The organism is Haloarcula japonica DSM 6131 (assembly GCF_000336635.1).
Classification (GTDB): domain Archaea; phylum Halobacteriota; class Halobacteria; order Halobacteriales; family Haloarculaceae; genus Haloarcula; species Haloarcula japonica.
On record NZ_AOLY01000005.1, the window covers coordinates 247,249 to 269,081 of the forward strand.

24 protein-coding genes and 1 tRNA gene are annotated in these 21,833 nt (G+C 53.0%); 15 read left to right on the forward strand and 10 right to left on the reverse strand.

Annotated elements, in window-relative coordinates; translation table 11 throughout:
* Nucleotides 1-2 precede the first annotated feature (2 nt).
* The 8 genes from rpsJ to C444_RS02475 all read left to right on the forward strand — a co-directional run bounded on the left by rpsJ (nucleotide 3) and on the right by C444_RS02475 (nucleotide 5,952).
* Entirely contained in the window at nucleotides 3-314 is a 312-nt protein-coding gene (gene rpsJ, locus C444_RS02455; protein ID WP_004590697.1) for a 30S ribosomal protein S10, read from the forward strand.
* A 138-nt stretch (nucleotides 315-452) separates the two neighbouring features.
* Nucleotides 453-524, forward strand: a tRNA-Ala gene (locus tag C444_RS02460).
* A gap of 191 nt (nucleotides 525-715) precedes the next feature.
* A complete protein-coding gene (locus C444_RS20970) occupies nucleotides 716-979 on the forward strand; it encodes a DUF7563 family protein (protein WP_004590698.1) in 264 nt (87 codons plus the stop codon).
* On the forward strand, nucleotides 976-1,173 hold the full coding sequence (locus tag C444_RS20975) for a helix-turn-helix transcriptional regulator (protein ID WP_004590699.1): 198 nt from the start codon (nucleotides 976-978) through the stop codon (nucleotides 1,171-1,173). The genes C444_RS20970 and C444_RS20975 overlap by 4 nt, the downstream gene beginning before the upstream one ends.
* A complete protein-coding gene (locus C444_RS22160) occupies nucleotides 1,170-1,328 on the forward strand; it encodes a hypothetical protein (protein ID WP_004590700.1) in 159 nt (52 codons plus the stop codon). Before C444_RS20975 ends, C444_RS22160 begins: the two co-directional genes overlap by 4 nt.
* Nucleotides 1,316-2,932 carry a DUF7845 domain-containing protein gene (locus C444_RS02465; protein ID WP_004590701.1) on the forward strand — a complete coding sequence of 539 codons (1,617 nt, stop codon included), beginning with the start codon at nucleotides 1,316-1,318 and terminating at the stop codon, nucleotides 2,930-2,932. Before C444_RS22160 ends, C444_RS02465 begins: the two co-directional genes overlap by 13 nt.
* A gap of 426 nt (nucleotides 2,933-3,358) precedes the next feature.
* Nucleotides 3,359-3,739: a hypothetical protein gene (locus C444_RS02470; RefSeq protein ID WP_004590702.1), complete on the forward strand. Its 381-nt coding sequence runs from the start codon at nucleotides 3,359-3,361 to the stop codon at nucleotides 3,737-3,739.
* Between the two features lie 377 nt (nucleotides 3,740-4,116).
* Nucleotides 4,117-5,952 (forward strand): HD domain-containing protein, encoded by a 1,836-nt coding sequence (locus C444_RS02475; protein WP_152420760.1) that lies wholly within the window; start codon nucleotides 4,117-4,119, stop codon nucleotides 5,950-5,952.
* A 392-nt stretch (nucleotides 5,953-6,344) separates the two neighbouring features.
* Here C444_RS02475 and C444_RS02480 read toward each other — a convergent pair whose 3' ends face one another.
* The 7 genes from C444_RS02480 to C444_RS02510 form a co-directional block, all read right to left on the reverse strand.
* Nucleotides 6,345-6,737: a hypothetical protein gene (locus C444_RS02480; protein WP_004590704.1), complete on the reverse strand. Its 393-nt coding sequence runs from the start codon at nucleotides 6,735-6,737 to the stop codon at nucleotides 6,345-6,347.
* 160 nt (nucleotides 6,738-6,897) lie between these two features.
* Nucleotides 6,898-8,070 carry a hypothetical protein gene (locus tag C444_RS02485; RefSeq protein ID WP_004590705.1) on the reverse strand — a complete coding sequence of 391 codons (1,173 nt, stop codon included), beginning with the start codon at nucleotides 8,068-8,070 and terminating at the stop codon, nucleotides 6,898-6,900.
* A complete protein-coding gene (locus tag C444_RS02490) occupies nucleotides 8,063-8,854 on the reverse strand; it encodes a hypothetical protein (RefSeq protein WP_004590706.1) in 792 nt (263 codons plus the stop codon). The genes C444_RS02485 and C444_RS02490 overlap by 8 nt, the downstream gene beginning before the upstream one ends.
* Complete coding sequence (locus tag C444_RS02495) at nucleotides 8,854-9,405, reverse strand: hypothetical protein (RefSeq protein ID WP_004590707.1); 552 nt, start codon at nucleotides 9,403-9,405, stop codon at nucleotides 8,854-8,856. Before C444_RS02495 ends, C444_RS02490 begins: the two co-directional genes overlap by 1 nt.
* A 6-nt stretch (nucleotides 9,406-9,411) precedes the next feature.
* Nucleotides 9,412-11,271, reverse strand: a complete 1,860-nt coding sequence (locus C444_RS22165; protein WP_004590708.1) for a hypothetical protein — start codon at nucleotides 11,269-11,271, stop codon at nucleotides 9,412-9,414.
* Complete coding sequence (locus C444_RS02505; RefSeq protein ID WP_004590709.1) at nucleotides 11,268-11,498, reverse strand: hypothetical protein; 231 nt, start codon at nucleotides 11,496-11,498, stop codon at nucleotides 11,268-11,270. The genes C444_RS22165 and C444_RS02505 overlap by 4 nt, the downstream gene beginning before the upstream one ends.
* A gap of 5 nt (nucleotides 11,499-11,503) precedes the next feature.
* Nucleotides 11,504-11,935 (reverse strand): hypothetical protein, encoded by a 432-nt coding sequence (locus C444_RS02510; protein ID WP_004590710.1) that lies wholly within the window; start codon nucleotides 11,933-11,935, stop codon nucleotides 11,504-11,506.
* A gap of 122 nt (nucleotides 11,936-12,057) precedes the next feature.
* On the opposite strand from C444_RS02510, the gene C444_RS02515 reads away from it, so the two are divergent.
* Complete coding sequence (locus C444_RS02515; RefSeq protein WP_004590711.1) at nucleotides 12,058-12,240, forward strand: hypothetical protein; 183 nt, start codon at nucleotides 12,058-12,060, stop codon at nucleotides 12,238-12,240.
* A gap of 223 nt (nucleotides 12,241-12,463) precedes the next feature.
* Entirely contained in the window at nucleotides 12,464-12,721 is a 258-nt protein-coding gene (locus C444_RS02520; protein WP_004590712.1) for a DUF7386 family protein, read from the forward strand.
* A 732-nt stretch (nucleotides 12,722-13,453) separates the two neighbouring features.
* Here C444_RS02520 and C444_RS02525 read toward each other — a convergent pair.
* The gene (locus C444_RS02525; RefSeq protein ID WP_004590713.1) at nucleotides 13,454-14,647 is read right to left on the reverse strand and encodes a hypothetical protein; all 1,194 of its coding nucleotides are present in this window, start codon (nucleotides 14,645-14,647) and stop codon (nucleotides 13,454-13,456) included.
* Nucleotides 14,648-15,096: 449 nt separating this feature from the next.
* Between C444_RS02525 and C444_RS02530 the strand changes: the two genes are divergently transcribed.
* Nucleotides 15,097-16,164, forward strand: a complete 1,068-nt coding sequence (locus C444_RS02530; RefSeq protein ID WP_004590714.1) for a Cdc6/Cdc18 family protein — start codon at nucleotides 15,097-15,099, stop codon at nucleotides 16,162-16,164.
* Nucleotides 16,165-16,189: 25 nt separating this feature from the next.
* On the opposite strand, the gene C444_RS20980 is transcribed toward C444_RS02530, so the two are convergent.
* The gene (locus C444_RS20980) at nucleotides 16,190-17,500 is read right to left on the reverse strand and encodes a pentapeptide repeat-containing protein (protein ID WP_004590715.1); all 1,311 of its coding nucleotides are present in this window, start codon (nucleotides 17,498-17,500) and stop codon (nucleotides 16,190-16,192) included.
* A gap of 132 nt (nucleotides 17,501-17,632) precedes the next feature.
* Here C444_RS20980 and C444_RS02540 point away from each other — a divergent pair, with 132 nt between their 5' ends.
* A complete protein-coding gene (locus C444_RS02540; RefSeq protein WP_004590716.1) occupies nucleotides 17,633-17,869 on the forward strand; it encodes a hypothetical protein in 237 nt (78 codons plus the stop codon).
* A 7-nt stretch (nucleotides 17,870-17,876) separates the two neighbouring features.
* On the opposite strand, the gene C444_RS02545 is transcribed toward C444_RS02540, so the two are convergent.
* Nucleotides 17,877-18,125, reverse strand: coding sequence for a type IV toxin-antitoxin system AbiEi family antitoxin domain-containing protein (locus tag C444_RS02545; protein ID WP_004590717.1), 249 nt, complete (start codon nucleotides 18,123-18,125; stop codon nucleotides 17,877-17,879).
* A 476-nt stretch (nucleotides 18,126-18,601) separates the two neighbouring features.
* On the opposite strand from C444_RS02545, the gene C444_RS02550 reads away from it, so the two are divergent.
* From C444_RS02550 to C444_RS21665, 3 genes are all read left to right on the forward strand, one after another.
* Complete coding sequence (locus C444_RS02550; protein WP_004590718.1) at nucleotides 18,602-19,624, forward strand: tyrosine-type recombinase/integrase; 1,023 nt, start codon at nucleotides 18,602-18,604, stop codon at nucleotides 19,622-19,624.
* A 1,101-nt stretch (nucleotides 19,625-20,725) separates the two neighbouring features.
* Nucleotides 20,726-21,085 (forward strand): hypothetical protein, encoded by a 360-nt coding sequence (locus tag C444_RS21660; RefSeq protein WP_152420761.1) that lies wholly within the window; start codon nucleotides 20,726-20,728, stop codon nucleotides 21,083-21,085.
* A gap of 8 nt (nucleotides 21,086-21,093) precedes the next feature.
* Nucleotides 21,094-21,804: a zinc ribbon domain-containing protein gene (locus C444_RS21665; RefSeq protein ID WP_152420762.1), complete on the forward strand. Its 711-nt coding sequence runs from the start codon at nucleotides 21,094-21,096 to the stop codon at nucleotides 21,802-21,804.
* Nucleotides 21,805-21,833: the final 29 nt, after the last annotated feature.

Consider the following 21,833-nt stretch of genomic DNA (forward strand, 5'->3'; position numbering starts at 1 on the left):
GTATGTCCCAGCAGGCACGCGTTCGGCTCGCGGGCACAAGCCCCGAGGACCTCGACGACATCTGCGCCGACGTGCGGGAGATCGCGAACAAGACCGGTGTCGAACTCTCCGGTCCGGTTCCGCTCCCAACCAAGACGCTGGAGGTTCCCAGCCGCAAGTCCCCCGACGGTGAGGGGACTGCGACGTGGGAACACTGGGAGATGCGCGTCCACAAGCGGCTCATCGATATCGACGCCGACGAACGAGCACTGCGCCAGCTGATGCGCATCCAGGTTCCCAACGACGTCTCCATCGAGATCGTCCTCGAGGACTAATCCCCGAGGGCTGTCGCTTCGCGACAGCGTCGGTGTGCCACCCGTCCGAACCGCTGGCCGGGACAGTGTGAATCGCTATCGAAGGCCGCTCTCACGCGCAGGGTTTTTATAACTCCGCGTTCGAGTGGCAGACCACGCGGGCTCGTAGATCAGTGGCAGATCGCTTCCTTCGCAAGGAAGAGGCCCCGGGTTCAAATCCCGGCGAGTCCATAGCGGTATCTCGTCCTGTCGAACTATCCCGAAAAGCGACTGCTATGCGCTTCTACTGGAATATTACTCGCAGACCCATCTGCGTATAAACTCGAAATCAAATCGAACCACGAACGGTTACGCATCATCCGGGGTGCAGTCTTGCGATTTCACGAAGGAATTGGCCGATTCCCGTGCGGGGGTGATTTCTCTTGAGTAATCGACTTGTCGAGAACGCAACCATCGAGAAGTCGAACTGCCAGCATTGCGGGGCACACGTTTCGCGTGACTTCCGGCGGACGTTCGGCGACGGCGATGATATCGCCCACCGCTGTCCGGCGTGTGACTGTATGCCCCGTATCTCTCGGGGAACTGCAGCTGGGAAAGAGCTCGACTACCCTGACCCGGAAGACCAGCCACAGCGGAATCAGGGCGGTCGAGTGGAAGCCCGGACTGACGGGGGTGAGAGTCTGTGAGTCCACAGTCTTCGCTCTTCGATTACGAACCGGACCTATCGCCACTAACTGATGCCGAGCGAGAGGTGTACGAAGCTGTGGGCATGGGTCAGTATGGGCCGCGTGAGTACGCCCGCAAAACTGGCCGTTCACCCGGTACTGTGGGCAACCTCCTCGGTCGTGCTCGCGAGAAACTGGAGGTGGTTCCGGCGTGACTGCATTCGTCCGCGCCTCAGAACTGTACGACGTAGAGGCGGGTGAACCCCTTCAGTTCGACTGGACGAATCTCCAACCGCTTCCGGAGAGTCAGGCCGAGATCGAGCGAGCGGTGGCCGCTATCAAGACCGACGGGGGGCGATGCGAACGATAGGGCTGGCCCCTCACGAACTCCACGCCAATCTCCTGTTCAATAGCGACGGCCTTGCACCGTTTTTCGCACTGGACAGTGAGGTCAAGGCTGGTGAGGGGTCAAAGAGCGGCGAGTTCCTGCAGGACGGCGAGCAGTGGGTCGTTCGCCTCTCCTATCAGGACAGCAATATCGTTCATCCCGGTGAGCGGACGCCACAGGGAACGGACTGGCAGCTGCAGAATATGCGTGAGTACCGGCTGAAGGTCGCCCGTCATCCCGATGAGGATTCGGTCGGGCAGCAGGATTTCGTGGCCCATGTTGCTCCACGCTGGCCCGGAATGCAGGGTGAGCGTGACGACGGAAGCCGTATCGAGATCCCCGTGCCGGATGGTTTCGGCGAGGGTGTGAACGTCCGCGTGAAAGGCTCGAATATCGATTTCCACCGGTATCCCGAGCTACTGCAGCGAGCGGCCATTGAGGTCGGCGTCACCGGTCGGTACTTCGAGGAGCCACATCCCTACAGCAACGTGCAGGACGCAGAGAAGTACGCCCGGGTTCATCGGGACGCCAGTGGGCCAGTCCATGCTCGCGATGGGCCGATTGCGGCGATGGGTCACCTGTTAGAATCCGACCGCTGCGGCTATCGGAAGATCGTCCAGAACGATGACGATGAACGCGGTCGGAACCTGCCAGGATACTACCACACGGCCACACTCGGCCCGAAGCGGATTCGAGAGGCATTCCCCGACCATCACCTCCCCAAGGAGGTGAAACACTACTACGCCCGTGAGGCGCTGTCTGTACCCGAGGATCACCCGTTATCGCACCCGAAAGTCGGCTCATCTCTGCAAGCATCGCTGCTGGTGGATGATGAGACCGTCCGGTGGCGCGACTTGGAGACGCTGGAACGGGAGTTAGACCAGACTGTGCTGTCGGTACTGGCCGATGCGGGTATCGATATCGCACCGTCGAGTTCCGGCCCATTCGTCGAAGATTCATACTTCGAGCCGGAGGTGAACCACTCCGGCCCCGAGCCGGCCGGGCTGGACCTGACCCGAGTCGAGCAGAAACAGGAGAGTGTCGTCGTGCGCCATCTTTCAGATGGGCTCTCGCCGGTACAGTGGGAAGCCTTGGAGATGTTGGTGGCAGACGGTGGGCAGGTTGCTCCGTCGGATATAGCGGACGAGTACGGCCGTCATGTCGAAAGTGTCCGGCGAGCGCTTCGAGAGATGGAAGACTTGGTGATCTCGGACTATGCCGACGTGTCGCTCCGGTCGGAATACGTCGCGGAGATGGTTCACGCAGCTGTTGACGAGGCGCGTGAAGCCACCCGCCGCGCTGTTGATACCGCGGCGAAGGCCGCAGAAGCCGCCGAGCGTGGGCTGGAGAATACGATGAGCGCGTTCATCGCATGGGCCGCTCGTCACGGTGTCGATGTGAACGACGCTCGCGAGGCTCAGATGACCCTGCGGTTCGGGGAGATCGAGAAGCACGGGAAGGCGATTCGCGAAGGCTTCCGGGTGTGGAAAGATGCCGGAATGCCCGAAGAGCGCTACCGGCAGGCCCGGGTGCAGCTCGCGGACGGCTCGCGAGGGACGGCCTGGCGCTGGCTCGCCACCGGGTAGCGGCCCGCCTGTTGAGAGGCATCACTGTCCAGCACCCCGAAAACATCGCTGGTTTTGCCGATTTCTCCCTCTGTCCGGCACGGTTGCCGACGTGATCGGGGCTCAACCGCGCCAGTGGCCCGGTCATCGCCTGAACGGAATCAAACCCGGGGGGTTGTGATTCCGTTTAGAGGTGTGGCTAAGGCCACATCGTCAAAATACACAGCACAGTGTTGCTGTCGCGAGCGCGAAACTCACCCTTCTCAAGGGTGCGCAAAGATTTTGAGATGCTAAGCTCTGTTGGATACTTTATCGATGGGTACCTTTGGCGCATGGAAGTCCATGCGGTATGTAGGCTAACAAACACACAAATAAATAATTAATAAATCATGATACAAATCGAAGGTTTTTAGAACTTATCATTCGGACGAACAATTAGGTGATACTATGCCCAACGAACTCGTCCGAGGTGATCGGATATTATTGAACTATCTGTGCCGTGTGGAACAAAAAGAAGGTCATAATGACATACCTGCGGAGAAAGTGTATAAAGACATGAATAATGTGCAAAAAAAGGGGAGTATAACACTATTCGACATTCATGACTCGAATGGAGAATACGACTCAAGAGATATCCGACGTGAGCTGACTCATCTTAATCGGTCCGAGAAGATAGACCTGCACAGAAACGACTCCGGTGATATAGAGATCGAACTGTTGGGATTCGGTAAACTCTCTGGTATGCTAACAGACCCTCCAGAAGAATTGGATGAGCAGTTCAATAAGTTATCCAACGGCCATGATCAAGGGGTTAGTCAGACTGACTAATATTGCTAAAGAAAATCAAGAATTTCATAGGAGTATAAGCGTGGTTTTCGGACTTGCCACGGTGTTTGCTGATATAACTGTTCAGATCCCTGCCGTCGCGCGAGCAGTTCTTGTGATACTAATGTTTTTACCGATACTCTCAGTCATTTTGTTTGAAAATTCTGATTGGCTAAAATCTAGAGCCGCAAAATATTGTTATAATAAAATCTCTTCTAATAGAAATCTCCGAAAACAATTGTACTGGGATTATGGACAGCGAGGATTAACTGAAGAGGACGTTTCTCAATTCGTTGGAGAGGAGTTCCCAACTATGGAGCAAGAACAGATTGTGAGCCGATTAAACGAATTACTAAACAACGAACCACTCCGACCAAACAATGACCAAAGATGAAAAAATTAGTAAACTCGCAGAACAGGTTGATAAAACTGAACAACTTTTCACCGACTATAAGAAAATAGATAGAAATAATCTTGATAAAAATGACATCCTAACAATATTGAGGAAACAAAACGAAGTTTGGAGATCTCATCCACCAGTATATTGGACTGACTCAAACATTGAAGCGCCAAGCTTCGTTCCTGAACTGTTCCCTGAATTCATCCGTGATCAGGTGGCACATCCTTTTTTCAAAAGACAAAATTTTATAAATCAATTAAGTACTACCCACCTGAGGAGGAACTTGGGCGCATCTCACACAAGATTAGCTCACAGTCACGGTACTACCACTATTGCGAAGGCGTTCATTAAGTCGCTCGAAGAAAGTGGTGAAGAAATAACTGACATTGAGAAGCAAGCAGTATACACCTACGCATATATCCATGATGGATTTCATGGTCCTTTTGGACACAGTCTAAGCCACATGAAGAGTTATTTCGGAAATATCTCTTTCAATAACAAAAAATTGGACAAGAATCTTTTGTATCATCAATTAAAAAATGATGACATCTTATCAAGTATATTTGGGGATCGGTTTAGTGAGAGTGAAGAGGAAGAAATTAAGAATCTTCTAGAATTTTTTGTTGATCGGCAAAACCATAGCCTGAGGAAAAAATATAGTGATAAATATTATCTCTCGGAAATAATGGATTCGACTATTGATGCCGACCGACTTGACTACTTATTTAGAGATTCACACAATTTGAAATATGGATTGCCTACCGATGAGACAAACCTCAGAAAATTAATAGGTACGGTCCAGACTAAATCAGTAGAGACAGATGATGGCTTAGAACTCCGAAGATTGTGCTGGCCCGGGAGTAAAAAAAGACAGATTGAAGACTTACTGAAAGAACGGAGAGTCCTGTATACTGATGTATATGAGTCAGATAGTAAGATTGCTGTTGATGAGATGGTGACCCATGGATTGTATCACTTCTTACAATACTACGATATTGACGGCGCCCGGGGTGGAGTGGATGCCGAGATAATGGACGAAATAGCTTTGTTAACTGATACTGACTTACTAAATTTTTTCATGGATGTGGGAGAACCATTCTTTTCTCGTGAATTAATAAAGGATGTCTACCGGGGTTCATTTTTTACACCAATCCATGATTTCGAGATTGAGTATCCTTCAGAAAACGGTTCCCCTAACGAACCGAACCGGCTAGAAGCCGCAAATGAAGAGATTAAGAATATTATTGACCCGAACTCTCCAGTTGATGAAACAACAGCTAGAGAGGTGAGGAAAGTAATTAAAAAGACTGGTGGCGGGTTGGTGTTCAAAGAACTGCTGTTCATATTGGTCTGGGAAATGCTGGACAGATACCATGAGCAAACCAAACTAGAATCGCTGTTTTGGGAAGAACTAATGGATGACTCTCATCTACGCGATATTTATACGCAGTCGTTATTAGAACGGTACGGGATGACTGATGAACTGTCAGAATACACTGACTTAGTGCCAGAGCATTATGATTCAATATACAATATCCCCAGTATTTTCATATCTATACCAACATATGTTACAAGGAAAAGAGCTGAAAATGAAATATGGGAAAAGGAAGACTCTGACACAAGTATCGAGTGGTATGACCCACCTGAGAATGAAGAGCTTGATCTTCCACTAAGGAAACAATTCCAGTCAAAGAGAGTCATCATTTGTGGCCCAGAACCATTCGTTGAGAACGATATCGACGACAAAATTGAAGAGAAATTTAAAACCTTTGTTAAAGATGTTGATAACTGGCTGACCCCTGAAATATTCCGCTGATTTTCAAATAAATAAAGGAGCCATTCAGATAGGTCTCAAAATCTGTGGACAAAAATCTCACTTTTTATGCCACCCTGACCAGAGCTCTTTTTATTATATATCGTAGATACCTGACCGGTTCTACCACACACAACCAACTCTTCACCCAGCTTTCCTGTTTATATCTGGCTGTGTGCGGTCGCCGGCTAAGTCGGTGTACCCCATTATGACCGAGACAAATTTCCTACGCAAAATTATATAATTAGTACGAACAAACATAAATATTTCCTTCTAATACGTGAAATTTGCTGTTTCGTATATGAGCGCTGTATCGTTGCACGCAAGTTTGGCATGGTTTGGATAGACAACTGTTCGAAGCTCTCTCTATGTCACGCTCCGAACTGGTAAATCGGCTATTGAAAATCCTCGAATAGCTGACTAAATTGTATCTTTGCCTGTCGTGCGTCTCTGTGATCACCGCCGCCGTGCCAGTCCAGTTCAGGTAGCCGTGAAGAATGCCTCATCTCCCATTCCAACACGTTTACTCCCAGGCCATATATCCGATACACGCCGAAGACGTACCAGCCGTTCGCACTCCGTAGTTGCTCGTGGTACTGGTCGTAGAGTTTGAATGTCCCCGGCTGGCCGTCAGCATGACGATGCATCGCGGCCTTAATTTCGATAGGCATCCCGTCCAGGCGCTTTGCATCGTGCCAGCTGCACCGATCTAATTCGAGATTGTACCGCTCGGCGGCTTTGCGCTCGACGAGTGTCCCGTAGTGATTTGCCTTGTGGCTTCGGCTCATTTGCGCACCTCGCGTACATCATATATAGATACTCCTCCGTCCTGTTCGCCGCCGCTGCCCATGGCTCGCGCGTGCTCGCACCGCGAGCGCACGCCATGGGCCAATAGAGGGGATACGCCAGGGGGTTGGTTGTTGTTGGGTTGGCCGAATCCCGCCGCAGTCATGCGGTTAGCTCCGTCACCTCACCAACCACGTTTCGGTGCTTTCTGTCGTCCTGATACTCGTTCCAGCGCTGTCGGACCCATTCGGCGCTATAGGGGACGAAATCGGCGATTTCACGATTTGGTCTGTCCGGCTCAGACTCCTTGGCTGTGATGACTGTGTAGATCGCGAGCTTCCGTGAGAGGTCCGCCGGGTCCACCTCGTCACTGTTATCCTCGCCGCTCGACCACGACCACGTAGTCGGCTCCTTATCATCATATCGCCAGTCCGTTTCGGGGATACCCGACACGGAGAAGATCGGGTTGACGCCCTTCCGATTCCGCACGTCTTCGTAGAAGGTCGCTTCTTTCAGGCCCTCCTTGTGAACGCACACACCGAGTTCCCGAACCAACGGGTGAACGTCGCGGCCGTCATGGCCGATGATGATGAGTGACCCGCCGTACTTGCGGATCTTGTACGTGAGCGGCCCGAGTTTCGTCTTCGTTTCGTAGCCGTCTGACCCGCTTCCCCCAGCGTTGCTGCTGGCCTCGTCGAATATGAATAGCTTCGGAACCTGCTCATTGTGCATGGGATCGCCGTCCTGTTTCAGCCACTCGTTCAGCTCGCCGTAGTTGGCAAGCCAGCCGTCCCGGTGGTCGCCGTCTGAGTCGGTCCACTCATCGGTTTCCTCGAGCGTGCGGATATTTGAAGCCACCAGCGCGTCCGAAGGGTGTTGTTCCTTCCAGAGCTGGCCGAGCAAACAGGCGAAGTTCGACTTCCCCGTCCCGGGTTCGGCCCACTCGTAGAACATCGGTGCGGGGCCGGTCATCTGTGCCCGGAGCTGGTCGATAGCCTTGATACCGGATATATCTGCCCGCTGGCCGGCATCACCGGTGAAGTGCTTGAGTGACTGCATATCGCCATTGGCCATGGCTCGCCGTGCCGTTTCGGTTCCCTCGATGCGGACTATCTCCCGAACATGGGAGAGATCCTTAGCCTGTCCCGGCATCTTCTCTGGCCGATCACAATGTCGAGGATCGTAGTGAGTTTCGAGTATCGAGAGATACCGGGATAGCTTCTCGTCGCGAACGATTCCGGCGTGTTGGTGTACCTCGTTGGGATCGCGCTGGCCGTAGCCGTCCTGATACTCGCGGAACTGTGCGGGCGTATATAGGTCACTGTCGTCAGTCATCGTTCAGTCGTGGCTCCTGTGGTTGCTGATCGGCCGGTTCGTCCTGCCCATAGCCCACAGCGGCGTCCGCGGTGGGATCGGGTGCGTCGGTGAGGTCGTGGATCGTGGGTGCGTCTTCGGGATCTTCGCCGTCTTCGATGAGGTCTCCGAAGGTCTCTTTCGCTGCTGTCTTCTGGATCATCTGGCCGCGCTCGTTGGCTTCGGCATCGGCGGTGACGAGCTTCTTTTGCAACTCGACACTGCCACGACTCCACCGGCCGCGAATCGCTGCCAGCTCCTCGGCACGGTCGATGAGCCAGCCATGGATATCCTGCATCTGCTTCTTACTGGTCATGAGCTGGGTATCCTGACAGCCTTCGAGCCAGACACCCTCGACGCGAAGCTGGTCAATATCTTCCAGATACTCGTACTCACGGACAGCCCATGCAGATCCGCCGTTGACGGGGTATGGGTCTGGGCCGTCGATTTCTTTCTCGCGCCAGAGTTCTGGCGGGACGTAGTACTTTTCGGTCGTATCGTCGACAGCGTTGACGTGATGGACTTCGACCCAGTTACGACGACGAAGCCAGCGGGCGATCTTCGCACCGACGAGATAGCAGGGAATCGCCAGAACAAGCCAGCCGACGGCCACCGCGGGAATCCACGTTGGCAGGGTTGGAAGCTGTGGCTGGTAGTAGGCGAACAGTACGACCACGCCGACGAGCATCCCGCTGATGAGTAGCTTGTACTCAGCCAGCAGATAGGTGAGCCGGTCGCGGTTGTCCGCGAAGGTTGGTGCAGGCATCAGGCCACCTCCGGACGGCCGTTCTCGCTACGGATCACGTTGTAGCCGGCGATAATCATCCAGACGAACGCGACACCTGCCCCGGCGAGCCACGCCTGCAACGACGATAGTGCGCGAAGGATATCCAGGCCGCCACCGGAGGGCTGCTGGACGATTTCGGCGTACAGTGGGGTGTTCTCCGTGGAAATAGCGACACCAACGTAGCCGTCCTTCTCGGTGACGGGAATTTCAATAGTGGCGGTGTCGTCCGAGCGCATGGCAACCGTACGGACGGGAATCTTCCCGCCCTCTTGGAAGCGGCCGGCGTCGGAGAGCGTCACGGTTTGGACCGCGCTTGACCGGAGGGTGATGCGGGCGATGTCCTCGTTCGGTAGGTACTCCAAGCCGACGATTTCGGTCTGTCCGTCGATACGGGTGGTGTCGGTGGCGTTGGCTGTGGGCTGTGGGCCAGGCGTTTCAGCGGGGAGGTTGCCCGCGGACTGTGCGGCGGCCGGGGCGCTGACGCAGCCGAGGCTGACCACGAGCAGCGCGGCGAAGAAAAGTGAACGCATGGGTGGTTAGTTCTGCAAGACGACGACGGCCAGCAGCGAGCCGATGATAGCGAGCGCGATGATAGGGCTCACCTTTCCACCGCCAAGGAAGCCGCCGCCGGCGGATGATCGCATGGCCTGTTCGCGAGCCTCGATCTGTGCGCGTTTGTAGGCGAGGTCTTCGTACTGCTGTTTGAGTTCGGTGACGTTGGTCGTTTGATAAGTGGTTTTCTCAATTGTGACGTTTTCGACGCTCTCTCCGTTTGTATCGGTAATATTGCCGATAGTGAACTCTCCGTTTAGCTCGACAATCCGATCAGAGGTAACGACGTACTGAGTACCGCCGAGAGTGCTTGCATCGTAGGTTTGCCCGGCCTCGAACTGCCCGCTGGCAGGGTTCTCCTGCGAGAACAGCACGCCCTCGTACTCTGACCCGTCATTAGAAACCTCAAACCGTCCAATTTGATCGAAGTTCTCCGGCGAGTTAGTGCCAAGAACGGTTAGCTGTGCCGCCGCCCATCCTTGGAAGTCGTCGCCTGCTGACTGCTGGCTTGCCAGCACGTACGGGTCAACAAGGTTGCTACTGTTGATTTCGCCCTTCTGATAGGCGCTATAGGTATTTTCTGCCAGCGTATCCATGTCGTTTCGGACTGTCTGGGCCTGAGAGTCGATAGCGTTGTACCGGTTGGTGTACTTCGTGGAATTTAGCACCTTGATTGGTTCTGCATTGCTGTCGTGGCCTTTGATGGTAATGGCACTAATTTCCTTGAGGTAGCCGGATTCACCGGTCCAGCCACCATATGACGACGCTTGGCCGACAGTCGGCCCGGCAGTGATACCGGTTTTCTCGGTACTGTAGCCACCGTCAGAGTACAGGTACTCATACTGCACCTGTTTCACTTCCACGGTGTCGCCGTTGACGAGCGTGACAGTGTTCGTTTTCCAACCGGAGAACAGCATTTCATACACGTAGCTGCCGCCGTTGCGGGTGTGGATATCAATGGAGTTGATGTAGCCCGGTCCGCCATTGAGCGAGCGGGTTCCGAGGCCGTTGATACCCGACTCATTCGCCGCCACGCTGTTGAGGTATTCCACATTGGCCTGTTCGCGATTCCACTCGGCGAGTAGATTCCGCTGTTTCGCGGCGTAGAACTTATCTACTGCCTCTTTAGCTTCAGTCTTTGCCGTCGCCTTGCTACTGCCGTTGTTCAGCGCTCGGATATAGGCGTTCTTGCCGAGAACCCGCGCCTGAGTCTTACTATTTTGTAGGTTGTTATCGAGCGAAGCACCGTAGTTCTCAGCGGATGCCCTAGTGTTTAGAGCGGACTGGTAGATGTCCAGTTTCGTTTGTGAGGCGTCCGTTCCCGTCGTGTTGACGGTTGTACTCCCCGGTAGACCGGTCCTATCGAGTTGCACGACCTGCGGCATAACCGACTCGCCGATCTGCTCTTTCAGGTCGTAGGTGAATCCGGGGTCTCCACCCGTATCCCCGAGGAATTTGCCATCATCGCCCGGCGTCCATGCGTTCGTGACGCCACCCTTGCTGAACGATACCGGCCCATCAGCGTCTTCAACGCGGATAGTGAACTTCTCATATGCGCCAGCGTTTCGGAAGTGTGCGCTGTTCTGAGAGCCGCTAACGGTCTTTCTCAGAATTGCCGTGTTGTCACCAGCAGGCGACTCGTCGGTAATCACGGTGATGGTTGTTTCTGAGGACACCTCGAACAGGTCAATCTTGACCTTGTGCGGACCTGTCTCGAAGGTCTTGGTCACTGGCCCACTGTCGGTGGTCGTCTCTGTTGACTGTGCCAGTGCGGGACCGGCGGCCCCGAAGACGGCAGAACAGACAATGAGGGCGGTGAGCAGGACCGAGCGGACGCGGGTCACTGTTGAGGCCCTCCATCGGTTTCGACCTGCTCGACACTGGTACGCACCTCTTGGTCGTCAGCGCCAGCTGCGGTGTCTCGCTCTTTGACATGGTGAACCCCGATCACGCCGGCCGCGACGATGGCCGGAACGACGACGGGGAAGGGGTCACCGATGACAGCCGAGGCAATCGTGGAGGCAGAGACGCCGATAGTGGCTACAAGTCCATAGCTGAGAATACGGTCCATCGAATTCACCCCAGATAGCTGATGACGTAGTAGCCGGCGGCCTCAACGGCAACGACGACAAGACCGATAGCAGCCGATCCAACCACGATATCCTGCGCGCCGAGGATGTTCAGCCCGGTGAATAGGACGATGACGAGTGTCCCGAGCGCGAGGTAGGTTTCGACAGTGGCCGACCCTTTGGCGATATCCACGAGATCGGTGTCGAGCTGGTAGTTCTTGTTCCGACTCTCATTGACCCGGTTGGTGGCGTACGCCATCGCCAGAGCAGCGAGTGACAGCAGAAACGCGAGGTCGATGCTCGTGCCCTGGACGGTGAATACGGACGCGTTGAGGTCGTAGCCGAGCATACTGATTGAAGCGATACCGTTGGTGACGAACGCGCTGGCGGTGAAAATCACACCGGCCAGGGCATCTTCGATGTCTATCTTTCCGAACATGGGTTGCACCGGCCGTGAGTACGACCGTATTCCGGCCGTGCAGTCTGCTGGCTAGAAAGCACCGAATCGTGGTATTCCCGGGACTCAGTAAATTTTAGTATCGGGACTGCACCGCCGGTGGCATGGAGATGCGAAAACTCTCTCCGGCAGGTGGCTGTGTGACCGTCTCGATACCAATAGACGATCTCCGCGAGCGCGGTGTCGTCGACGAGGATGGCGAGCTGGTGGGCAGCCACTGGGCGAAGGTTGAGAGCCTTGACCAGGACGATAAGGGTGACTACCGATTAGAGTTGGTCAGCCCATGATGCGAGCCCGACCCCGTGGGGTTCGAGCCAGATGTAACGCTATTCCTCGATGTATGCACCTGTGGGCTGTGGGCCGTGGGCTACGGTGCATAGAATCGATCCGGTCAAACTGGGAGATCAGTTCGACCATGCTGACGGCCCGAACCCCATTTATCAAGAACTACCCTGTCGCTCACTCCAGAACGACGCGAACCAACCCCCGGTACATACACTCACTTAAATAATGACTCGACGCACCAGTCTGAAGATCACCGACGATCGGCAGCGACTACTGGATGAGGCGAGTACGATTGTCGCGAGCGATCAGCACGATGATCCACCGATGTCCGACGTACTCGATGCAGCGCTGACGCATCTTGTCGAGAGCGAGGAGAATATATACAGCGCGCGTGGAGAGTTGGACCCCGAGACGATCCAGCGGTTCAACACGAGCGTACTTGGGTTACGGTATCGGACGAGCGTCGAGAGCAAGTGGCGGTGACGTGTTACGATATTAACTCTCGTATTTTGAATTGGTTCATCGAATGTCGAATGCCTCAACGGTAGAAGAACCTATTTAACCGGTTGAAATTTGGTTAGACAGACGCTCGTCTGACTGATTGTTAATACAAGCTCTGTGTAAGGATGGACCGACGGGTCAAAGAGTAACGAGTTGTGAGGGTAAGATAGCAAGCAATTGGAATAGTGTAAGAAATTCATAACAAATTACTAGGAGTTTCAGAGCAAATAGAAAATATGGCCCAGAGGACATCAGATAAAGCACATGACCCCGGTCGAGGCGAATTTCGGAGTGAGCCTGTAACAGAGTATCCCAGTAAAATGGTAATGCTCCGGGGGGAAAGACATGATAACGTCACGATATCAGAAGTCGTTGACCGAATTAACCACCACCATCATCAACTTCCACAAGAGCTGACTGTAATCCAGAGAACAGACACCTATTACGGTCCAGAGCTGAAATTAAATTCTACATCTAACTCGAATTATCTATTGACAGCGCCGGGACCAGATAGCCATCTCCTCCTTTGGGAAGCAAATACAGGTAATCAAGGCAAAGTCCAGAAGTGGACGAAAGTTGCAGAAGTCAAGGCTGATTTCGCGAACGAACAGCCACAGTACGATATTTGTCCCTACTGCGGGGACCCGCTCAAAACATTAGAGCATGAACGGCAATCAGCGGTCGGACAGTGCGATAGAGCCTGACCGGGTCAGACTAGAACTCAGACAGCCCGGTCTGACCAGCACTGAAATCAAACGACTCTCTGATGTCTTTGATGTTCTTGGTCGTTTCTGGGGTCACGCCTGATTTCGAGGTCAAGTGGCGAAATCCATTGCCACTCGATACTTCTGACTGGAGATTTCTCGTAGCCAGCCCCATCTGTTCCGCATTGACGAGCTTCTGAAGCCGATGGCGCTGTGCATCAGAATTAGCCGCCTTCTTAACTACGTACTCTGGATCGAACGACGAGTCATCCGGGAAGTGATGAGGCAATTCAGCCAACAGGACATCCTTGCGTGCGTACTCGTCTTTATCAAAGAGACGGAATGTTACTTCACCGTCGTCTTCGAACGCTTCAGGAGGCATTGTTGGGGAGATGTGGCTCCCGCCTACGATGTCGAAGCCCATACCGACAGTCGCCATATCAGCAGCTGGTCGCATACCGATACTGGGGTCGTTGGTGCCGGGGCTCATATTGATGCCGTAGAACAGCACGCTTTCGTGAATACGACGGCGTGCAATGCTCTGCATCATCGGGCGAATCATACCGATTTGCCGGGCTGCCGTAGGCTTTCGACGTTTGAAATTTAGGCAGTAGAGCCTAATGTCATGTCGTTCATAGACTCGCATCAGGTCCTGGGTGAAGTCCCACCCAAGCGGGGGAAGCACACCCATAACAGGAGCCTGGGGTGCCCGCTGCTTGATTACGTCTAAGAACCTGACGACGTTCTCCTTGTAGGTTTGATACGCAGAGTCGGTCAGTCCGTCAGAATGGTCGATTGCTTCAACCAAGGCGATCTGAAGTGGTACAGTTACCACATCAGACATTGACCCCAGTAGATCAACCATGTACTCTGCTTCGATCTGTGCGATCGTTTGGGCGTCGTCCCAATTCAGGAAGACGAAGTTGATCTCGTCGTCATTCGATTTTCGTAGACCGGTCTCCAGATCGTCGACAATCGCTGAACTGGTTCCACGGCGAGCCTGGGTGAGCTTGCTCGCGTCGACGTTCTTGTAGAACTCGTTGATGCCGCGACTGGGATCTTTGAGTTCTTCACTACCTCGTTTCTTGCGTGCTGGTACTGCTTTTGCAGGTGTGTCGACGGTTTTACCGCCCACCGTTAACGTTCGCTTGGGAATAAGAGCGTTATCGCTGACTTCGCTGGTTTGAATCTGATAGTTTTTCATTGGATTCTTGTATTAGGGGATTGCGCAATTTCGCCGGTTCCCTCAGTTCTAAGTAAACACACCTTATTTGGCGAGTCAAGAACCTGTGGAGGTTCGAACGTTCGGTGAACTGGCTCAGTCTCTCGTCTGTTGGAGCGGACGAGAGTGACGGTGCATCGTTCACGGTTTTGCATTTCTAAACTCTTTGAAGAATATAAAGTGTACATTAGAAAATAAACCTTCGGCTACCGGAGTGAAAGTAAAAATTACACCTCTTTCTCCGCGCCGTCTGCCGGATTCCAGTAGAAATTATTGGGGGGCGATGGTATTGATACACTCCGGTACAGGGTATATACATAGTCTATGGGTGGATAGCGATAAACTGATAATCAAATTGAACTGGTCGTGATTCTCCTTCCCGGAAATGTCGCACTAATTTTTACCCCCGTCTGCCGTCACTCCGGCGTGAGATGATCACGGACGCCGCTGTCTTCGATGACGAGCAGTTGCCGCGTCGCCTCCTCCACCGCGAAGCCGCCGTTGACCAGCTGTCCCGTGCGTGGGAGCCGGCCCTCCACAGCGATCAGGCCCACGACGTACTAATCTACGGTCCTTCTGGCGTAGGAAAAACGGCCCTCGCCCGCCACACTCTCCAGCGTCTCACCCAGCACGCAGACATCCACTCGGCCCACGTTGAGAGCCTCGGCAAGAGTACGTCTGGCGTCATTCGGTCGATTCTCCACGATATTCCCGGTAGTGATCCACCGACGAACACACCACGGGAAGACCTGTGCATCGAACTTCGTGAGCGCGTCAACCAGCCGACGATCGTCATCCTTGACGAGGCGGATGACCTGCCGGCCACCGACGCATTAGACCGGATGGCCGACGTTGACGCGCTGTCGTTCGTCGCGATCTGCCACGACCGCGAGAAGTGGCTCTCGCAGGTAGACACCCAACTCCGTCGACGGCTATTCCTGAAGGAGCTGGCACTTGACCGCTTCAGCGTGAATGAGCTGGCGGACATTCTTGAAGCGCGGGCGCGGCGCGGACTGCCGTCTGGTATGGTCACACGCGAGCAGATGGAGGCAATTTCCGACGAAGTGGCCGGCGTCGCGCGGAAGGGAATTCAGGCGCTTCGGCAGGCGGCACTGTTGGCCGAGGAGCGAGATCACAGCGAAATCGGGAGCGAAGACGTGGCAGATTCGTTCGAGCGCGCGCAGCGGTACATTCTGGAGCAGAATCTGGGATCGCTGCCGTTCCACCATCAGCTACTCTACGAACTGATTCGTGTGGGCGGTGGGCTGAAAGCTGGGGAGCTGCACGACTGGTACGAGGCGGTGGCCGACGACGTGTACCATGGGCGTGGGCTGACGCCGATTTCGGAGCGGGCGCGACGGCTGAAGCTCTCAAAATTGAGGGATTACAAGCTGATCAAGGTTGAGGGAGAGAATAGGTATCGGAAATATACGGCAACTGATCCAGAAATTAGTTCGTCAATTTCAACGAATTCCAGAAGGTATATTAAAAATGAATGATAGCAAGACTCATCCTAGCTCTAAGCTATCGGGCAATGCGTCGTCCTAACACGTAAACGAACATTGCGAGGATCAGACCACCCATTAATGACTCAAATGCAACCAGAATCTTTGAACCGGTCCCAGTTGGATAGAGATCTCCATACCCGATTGTTGTGAATGTTATCATACTGAAGTAGAAACTGTGCATGACAGTACCTACTGCATGACATAAATCAGCAATAGACGTAGGAAGGACAAAGTTTAGTCGGTACACTTCGCTGGAGCTATCAGCCCTGAAACCACCAATAAATGGATATAATAGTCCAGATAAAATGATCAGAGCGATTCCTGCTTTACTTAGTCGGCCTAAGTTCTCTCCGTGCTCTGTCAGATGGTAATTTATTGTAGCAACCACCCATCGCCCATAACTTCCAGTTCTCCAATGATCCTTCCTTTGGACCTCTTGCTTACGGATATGTGCATTTTTCACGCGCTGGGGGAGAGCAGCAGACTCATACATATCTTCTAACTTCCGATAAGTCCAAGCCGCCGCAAAATACGGATGTTCCTCAAAAGTATCAAGCTCCTTATCGGGGCGTAACTCGTAGCTACAGCGTCCAAAAACCTCGCCCCCTCGGTTAACGAACTGAGTTCCACTATTGATACGAGTATCTCTAAAGAAGGCTTGAAAACACCGTGCACTTCGAAGGTCAGCATTACGCAGATCTGCTCCGCTGAGAATTGCATCTTCCAAATTAGCATACCAAAATGTAGCCTCTTGAAGATCAGCGTTTGTGGTCGTCGCATCTGTAAGGTCTGCATTGATTAAATCGGCGTTTTCGAGACAAGCGCCTTCAAGATCAGCCTTTGAGAGATCTGCTCGGGTTAGATCGGCATATCTGAGAACGGTTTCGCTCAAGTCTGCGTTTTTTAGATCTACTCTCTCCATTTTAGACATTGGAAGCGTAGCATTCGATAAGTTAGCACCTCTTAGGTCTGCTCGAATAAAATCAGTTTTATGTAAATGTACATCTGATATGTCTGCATCCCAAAGCATACAATCAGTAAACACAACCTCTGGTTCCTCTTCTGCTGATTCCCATTTGAGGCCCGGCATTTTCGCTCCACACAACCGCTCTGGCCCGTCTTCCCTCCGTTCTACAACTTCACGAACATTCTTTTCATCTTTGGAGTGCCAAAAGCAATAATCATCATCAGATTTCTTTTCTCGGATACAGAATACATGGCTGTCGCTCCATGTCCAATTAGAATCGTCTACAAACTTCTCATCTGACCATCCGGTGGGCTTTATTCCACGATATCTACAAATATCTTCAGATAATTCTGAATTCACGAACTATTCAATACAACTCCAAATTAAAAAGATAGCGGGATATTATTGAGAAAGCATTCATTCATACTACACATCTGAACTCCCGGAAATCTAGCACCTTTTTAACCCGAATCCACCCCTTGACCCCTCTGTATGCAAGACATCACGGCGGTTTACACTGGTGGAGAGGTGACCGTACAACGTGTTGAAACTCCCTCCAACGGCGGCACACACTTCGATATTACCTCCGAAGACGGCCGGAAGGGGCGCGTCGACTTGACCCGGGATGGTGACACAGAGATCGTGACGAGCTGGTGCGATGGCAAGTTAGCGGATCTCGAATTACCGGAGTGGGCTGGTGACGTGACGGCACGACTCGCGAGGGTCTAAGAGAATGTCAATCGGTGTCTTCGACGGGATCGAGTTCGCTGGCGTCGAGTTCCTCGTCGAGAAACGCACGCCCATCATCGGTCAGTCGGTAGAGACCACGCCCGATCTTCTCGACCAGACCGTATCGGGTAAGCTCAGAGAGTCGATCACGTGCGTAATTGGCAGCGGCTATGTCGAAAGTATCATCGAGAGCTTGGGGAGTCATGTTCCCTTCATCTCGAATCGTTTCCAGAATGGCTTCGTCAGTCTGAGTCATCCAATCAGCACGCTGCCTAGGCACATCAAGCGGTGTGGCTGTGGAACTCATAGGTGTATCGGTGCATTAGACATCTATTTGCAATCACTTGTATCTCAGCGTAGTAGCACAGATTAATCTGTGTAATTCACAGAAAACTATTTCAGTAGAGGCGTTATACAGGTGAAGTGACCCGCCCATCGGACCAGAAAGGTCCGGCGTGCTGGCACACGCCGGGTGGGTCGTTTCCCGTTTGAGGCTTAGACGACCCATGAAGTACGAGAGCAAGCGGGCTATTGAAAGTAGCCCAACGACCAGCGGTAAAGCCAGTCAAATAGCCTGTGGAGACCGGTCCGTCCCATCTGGAGGTGCGCGTGCGTGAGCGACCGCGTCATCGAAGACGTGGACAGGTGCGAGACGGACGGGTGTGAGAACTTCTGCTACCCCGGCCAGTCACACTGTCTGGGTTGTCATCGAAAGCGAAGCCGGGGGCGAGCATGAGCGAGGACCTGATGGATCTCTCGCCGGAGGACGGTATCGAGCGGTTCCTCCGACACCGCGAGCCGTCCGTGCGCGAGAGTACGATGCGGAACGCGAAGACGCGGCTCCGGTTCTTCAGAGAGTGGTGCGAGGAGCGGGATATCGAGAACCTGAACAACCTCACAGGCCGCGACTTAGCTGACTTCGTAGCCTGGCGACGGGGTGACATCGCGGCGCTGACCCTTCAGAAGCAACTCTCGACGATTCGCGAAGCCCTCCGTTACTGGGCCGACATCGAGGGCGTTGACGATGGGCTGGCCGAGAAGGTCCATGCACCCGAGCTGCCCGACGGAGCCGAGAGCCGCGAAGTTCACCTGAGCGCAGACCGGGCACATCGGATACTCGACTACCTTCACGAGTACCGCTACGCGAGCCGGGATCACGTTGTCTTCCTGATTCTGTGGAAGACGGCGATGCGCCGGTCGGCTCTTCGGTCCCTGGACGTTGACGACCTTCGTCCCGACGACTATGCGCTGGTGCTTGAGCATCGAATCGACGAGGGAACGAAACTCAAGAACGGCGAAGACGGCGAGCGGTGGGTCTACCTCGGACCGAGCGATTACCAGGTCGTCGACGATTATCTCGATAACCCCGACCGCTACGAGCGAACAGACGACTACGGCCGCGAGCCCCTCGTCACCTCGATGCACGGCCGACCCGCGGGTGACACGATCTACAAGTGGGTGAACAAGCTCACCCAGCCATGCGTTCTCGGTGGGTGTCCTCACGATGCCGACCCGTCGGACCCGTCGACCTGCGAGGCATTGGGGGCGCGTGCGGCCCACAGCAAATGTCCCTCTTCTCGGTCACCCCACGGACTCCGGCGCGGCAGTATCACCTACCACCTGAACAGCGATGTGTCTCCGGAGATCGTCAGCGAGCGGTGTGACGTATCGCTCGAAGTGCTGTATGAGCACTACGACGTGCGGACGAATCAGGAGAAAATGGCGGTTCGAAAGAAGCAACTGGAGCGAATCTAACATGACCGTTACCAAACACAACCCCCCGTTGTCGTGTAAATTTCAGACTACTACCCGGCGAGTCCATACGGCTGACGCCGTAACCACAATCCGTATCCGGCGTCTGGTTTTTCGCTTTTATTTAAGTACTACAGTGCCGATAACGGCGAACCTGTAGTAACTTCTGCCGGATGCAATTGCACCCGTTGAGGTAGCACCTCGTCAAATGGCTGTCTGGACACAATACTGGACTCCGAAAGGGGGAGTGGATCGACCAAAGATGTCTGATATATGGACTGAACAAGCACTTGATTGAGGCACTTAGCGGACAATTGGGTTTGAACCCACGTTACCAACAGGAAGCGGTGGGTTTGTTCATGAGGCTCAATCTTGTGAAGTTCGGTGTAAATGCATGTATCGTTGCGTATGTGCTGTGGTTGTTCATCGAGCTGAAGACAACGAGCGAGATTGTCACCAATCAGTCAAGGATATGGATTCCGAACTTGAGCGAATTGCAGAGTATGAAGGATACCGACAGAAAGACCTAATCAGCATTTACAACAAGATTGTTCAGGCCAAGGAGAAGTATCAGGGGTGACCCCAACCCCTACATAAAACGTATGTCATTCTACTCTAATGAGTGAACAGAGAGAATGAAGAAGTAGGCGTTCAAGCTGGTCGATAAGAGCGCGGTTCACAGCGGCGGTTAAGCGCGGCGGTCAAGCGCGGCGGTCGCGGTGGCGGTGCGTGGTGGGGAGCGGCGGCCCGCTCCTGACGTGCACAGTGGTATTTGAACTGGTGTATTACAATAAGAAGGCCCCAGTTTTGTCGACCTGTCACCTCCTAAATCCTAAGATACGCTTAAACAGGGCTCTCCACTGATAGCATAGGAGTTATTACTCTGAGTGATTACTGAATAATGCACCTGATTACCGCCTTATCATGGCTATTCAGACTTTCATTGCTAATATTGATACAGTCTCTGCTCCGTCGGTAACACTTCCTATCCACAGTTTGCCCATCAGAGTTGGTTATAAGAATCAAACTTGATATCCGTACACCCAATTATATAAACCCCTACATCAGCAATGAACTGTGAAAAGTTGCCCAAGCTGTGGAGAAGTGGTTGAAGAGACTGAATACTGTGGAGAATGTGGTACGGAGCTTGAGCAGGATGATTCCATAGAGGCAGAATCATTTCTGGAAAAGTACGGTGCAGAGCCACTTCCGCTTGCGAGTGAGCGTGGAGAAATGATCAGTCTTTACGCAAGTCTTCTTGGTAGTATTCCAGTACTCGGTGGAATTATGAAGTTCTTCTCAGGTATCAGTTTCTGGTGCTATTCGGTATGGCTGAAAATATTCACTGTGATAACCATGGGTGCTGATGTTACAGACCGTTTCAATGCCGACTTTAATTATCTCAAAGACAACTTCTATAGCGGTTACGATGGGAGTGAAAGGCCTCCTGAGCCGCCCCAATAGCGCAATTCATGACATCAGAGGAATCAGAGGCAGATGATGAGTCCTACTGTCGTAGTTGTGGTGAATTACTATCCTCGACAGTCAATCATTGTACCGAGTGCGGTGCAGAACAAGCAGTAGACACAGACGCGTCAGTAAATACTGAACCTGCATCTGGTGGGTTTAGCACTTGGGCTATTGGGTTCGTGCCCGGTTCAACGCTGAGAAACATTCTTGTAGCATTTGTGTATTTCATTTTCTATTTCGTTGGAGTTCCATTACTTTTGTATGCTTATTGGAGCAGAGGTGGAAAGTACAAGAAACGGACATATTATATCCTCGGAGCTATCGGCATCAGCTTCGTTGCAATAGTCATCTTAGGCGCAGTTATTGGTGCCGCAGTTGGGCCAGTAGGTGATACAAGTCCCTCGCAAGATGTTGAACCGACACCAACCGTTGAGCCATCTCCCGAGTTTAGTGTGAGAATTAGTTACAGTGGCTCATGGCAAGGTGCCCTAAGCGTAACCGGAGGTAGGTCAGGACAGTCAGAGTCGATTTCGGGTTCAGGAACAGAATCCATTGAAATTACTGGTGACGTGCGCATTATCTCAGTAAATGCACAAAAGCAGGACGATAGTTCTTCAGAGATTATAGTCCAAATTCTCAATAACGGCGAGGTTGTATCTCAAGCCAGCACGTCATCAGCCTACGGTGTTGCACAAACCAGCCAATCTTTCTAACAATATCTATCCGACTTTCATAGGATGGA

Excerpts from the sequence above, each read along its gene's own strand:
- C444_RS02515 (WP_004590711.1), top strand. The coding sequence starts at position 12,058 with ATGGAGATGCGAAAACTCTCTCCGGCAGGTGGCTGTGTGACCGTCTCG.
- C444_RS02465 (WP_004590701.1), top strand. The coding sequence starts at position 1,316 with ATGCGAACGATAGGGCTGGCCCCTCACGAACTCCACGCCAATCTCCTG.
- C444_RS02475 (WP_152420760.1), top strand. The coding sequence starts at position 4,117 with ATGACCAAAGATGAAAAAATTAGTAAACTCGCAGAACAGGTTGATAAA.
- rpsJ (WP_004590697.1), top strand. The coding sequence starts at position 3 with ATGTCCCAGCAGGCACGCGTTCGGCTCGCGGGCACAAGCCCCGAGGAC.
- C444_RS02545 (WP_004590717.1), bottom strand. The coding sequence starts at position 18,125 with ATGACTCAGACTGACGAAGCCATTCTGGAAACGATTCGAGATGAAGGG.
- C444_RS02480 (WP_004590704.1), bottom strand. The coding sequence starts at position 6,737 with ATGAGCCGAAGCCACAAGGCAAATCACTACGGGACACTCGTCGAGCGC.
- C444_RS02485 (WP_004590705.1), bottom strand. The coding sequence starts at position 8,070 with ATGACTGACGACAGTGACCTATATACGCCCGCACAGTTCCGCGAGTAT.
- C444_RS02525 (WP_004590713.1), bottom strand. The coding sequence starts at position 14,647 with ATGAAAAACTATCAGATTCAAACCAGCGAAGTCAGCGATAACGCTCTT.
- C444_RS02540 (WP_004590716.1), top strand. The coding sequence starts at position 17,633 with ATGCAAGACATCACGGCGGTTTACACTGGTGGAGAGGTGACCGTACAA.
- C444_RS02470 (WP_004590702.1), top strand. The coding sequence starts at position 3,359 with ATGCCCAACGAACTCGTCCGAGGTGATCGGATATTATTGAACTATCTG.
- C444_RS21665 (WP_152420762.1), top strand. The coding sequence starts at position 21,094 with ATGACATCAGAGGAATCAGAGGCAGATGATGAGTCCTACTGTCGTAGT.
- C444_RS02510 (WP_004590710.1), bottom strand. The coding sequence starts at position 11,935 with ATGTTCGGAAAGATAGACATCGAAGATGCCCTGGCCGGTGTGATTTTC.
- C444_RS02520 (WP_004590712.1), top strand. The coding sequence starts at position 12,464 with ATGACTCGACGCACCAGTCTGAAGATCACCGACGATCGGCAGCGACTA.
- C444_RS02490 (WP_004590706.1), bottom strand. The coding sequence starts at position 8,854 with ATGCCTGCACCAACCTTCGCGGACAACCGCGACCGGCTCACCTATCTG.
- C444_RS02550 (WP_004590718.1), top strand. The coding sequence starts at position 18,602 with ATGAGCGAGGACCTGATGGATCTCTCGCCGGAGGACGGTATCGAGCGG.
- C444_RS02505 (WP_004590709.1), bottom strand. The coding sequence starts at position 11,498 with ATGGACCGTATTCTCAGCTATGGACTTGTAGCCACTATCGGCGTCTCT.
- C444_RS02530 (WP_004590714.1), top strand. The coding sequence starts at position 15,097 with ATGATCACGGACGCCGCTGTCTTCGATGACGAGCAGTTGCCGCGTCGC.
- C444_RS02495 (WP_004590707.1), bottom strand. The coding sequence starts at position 9,405 with ATGCGTTCACTTTTCTTCGCCGCGCTGCTCGTGGTCAGCCTCGGCTGC.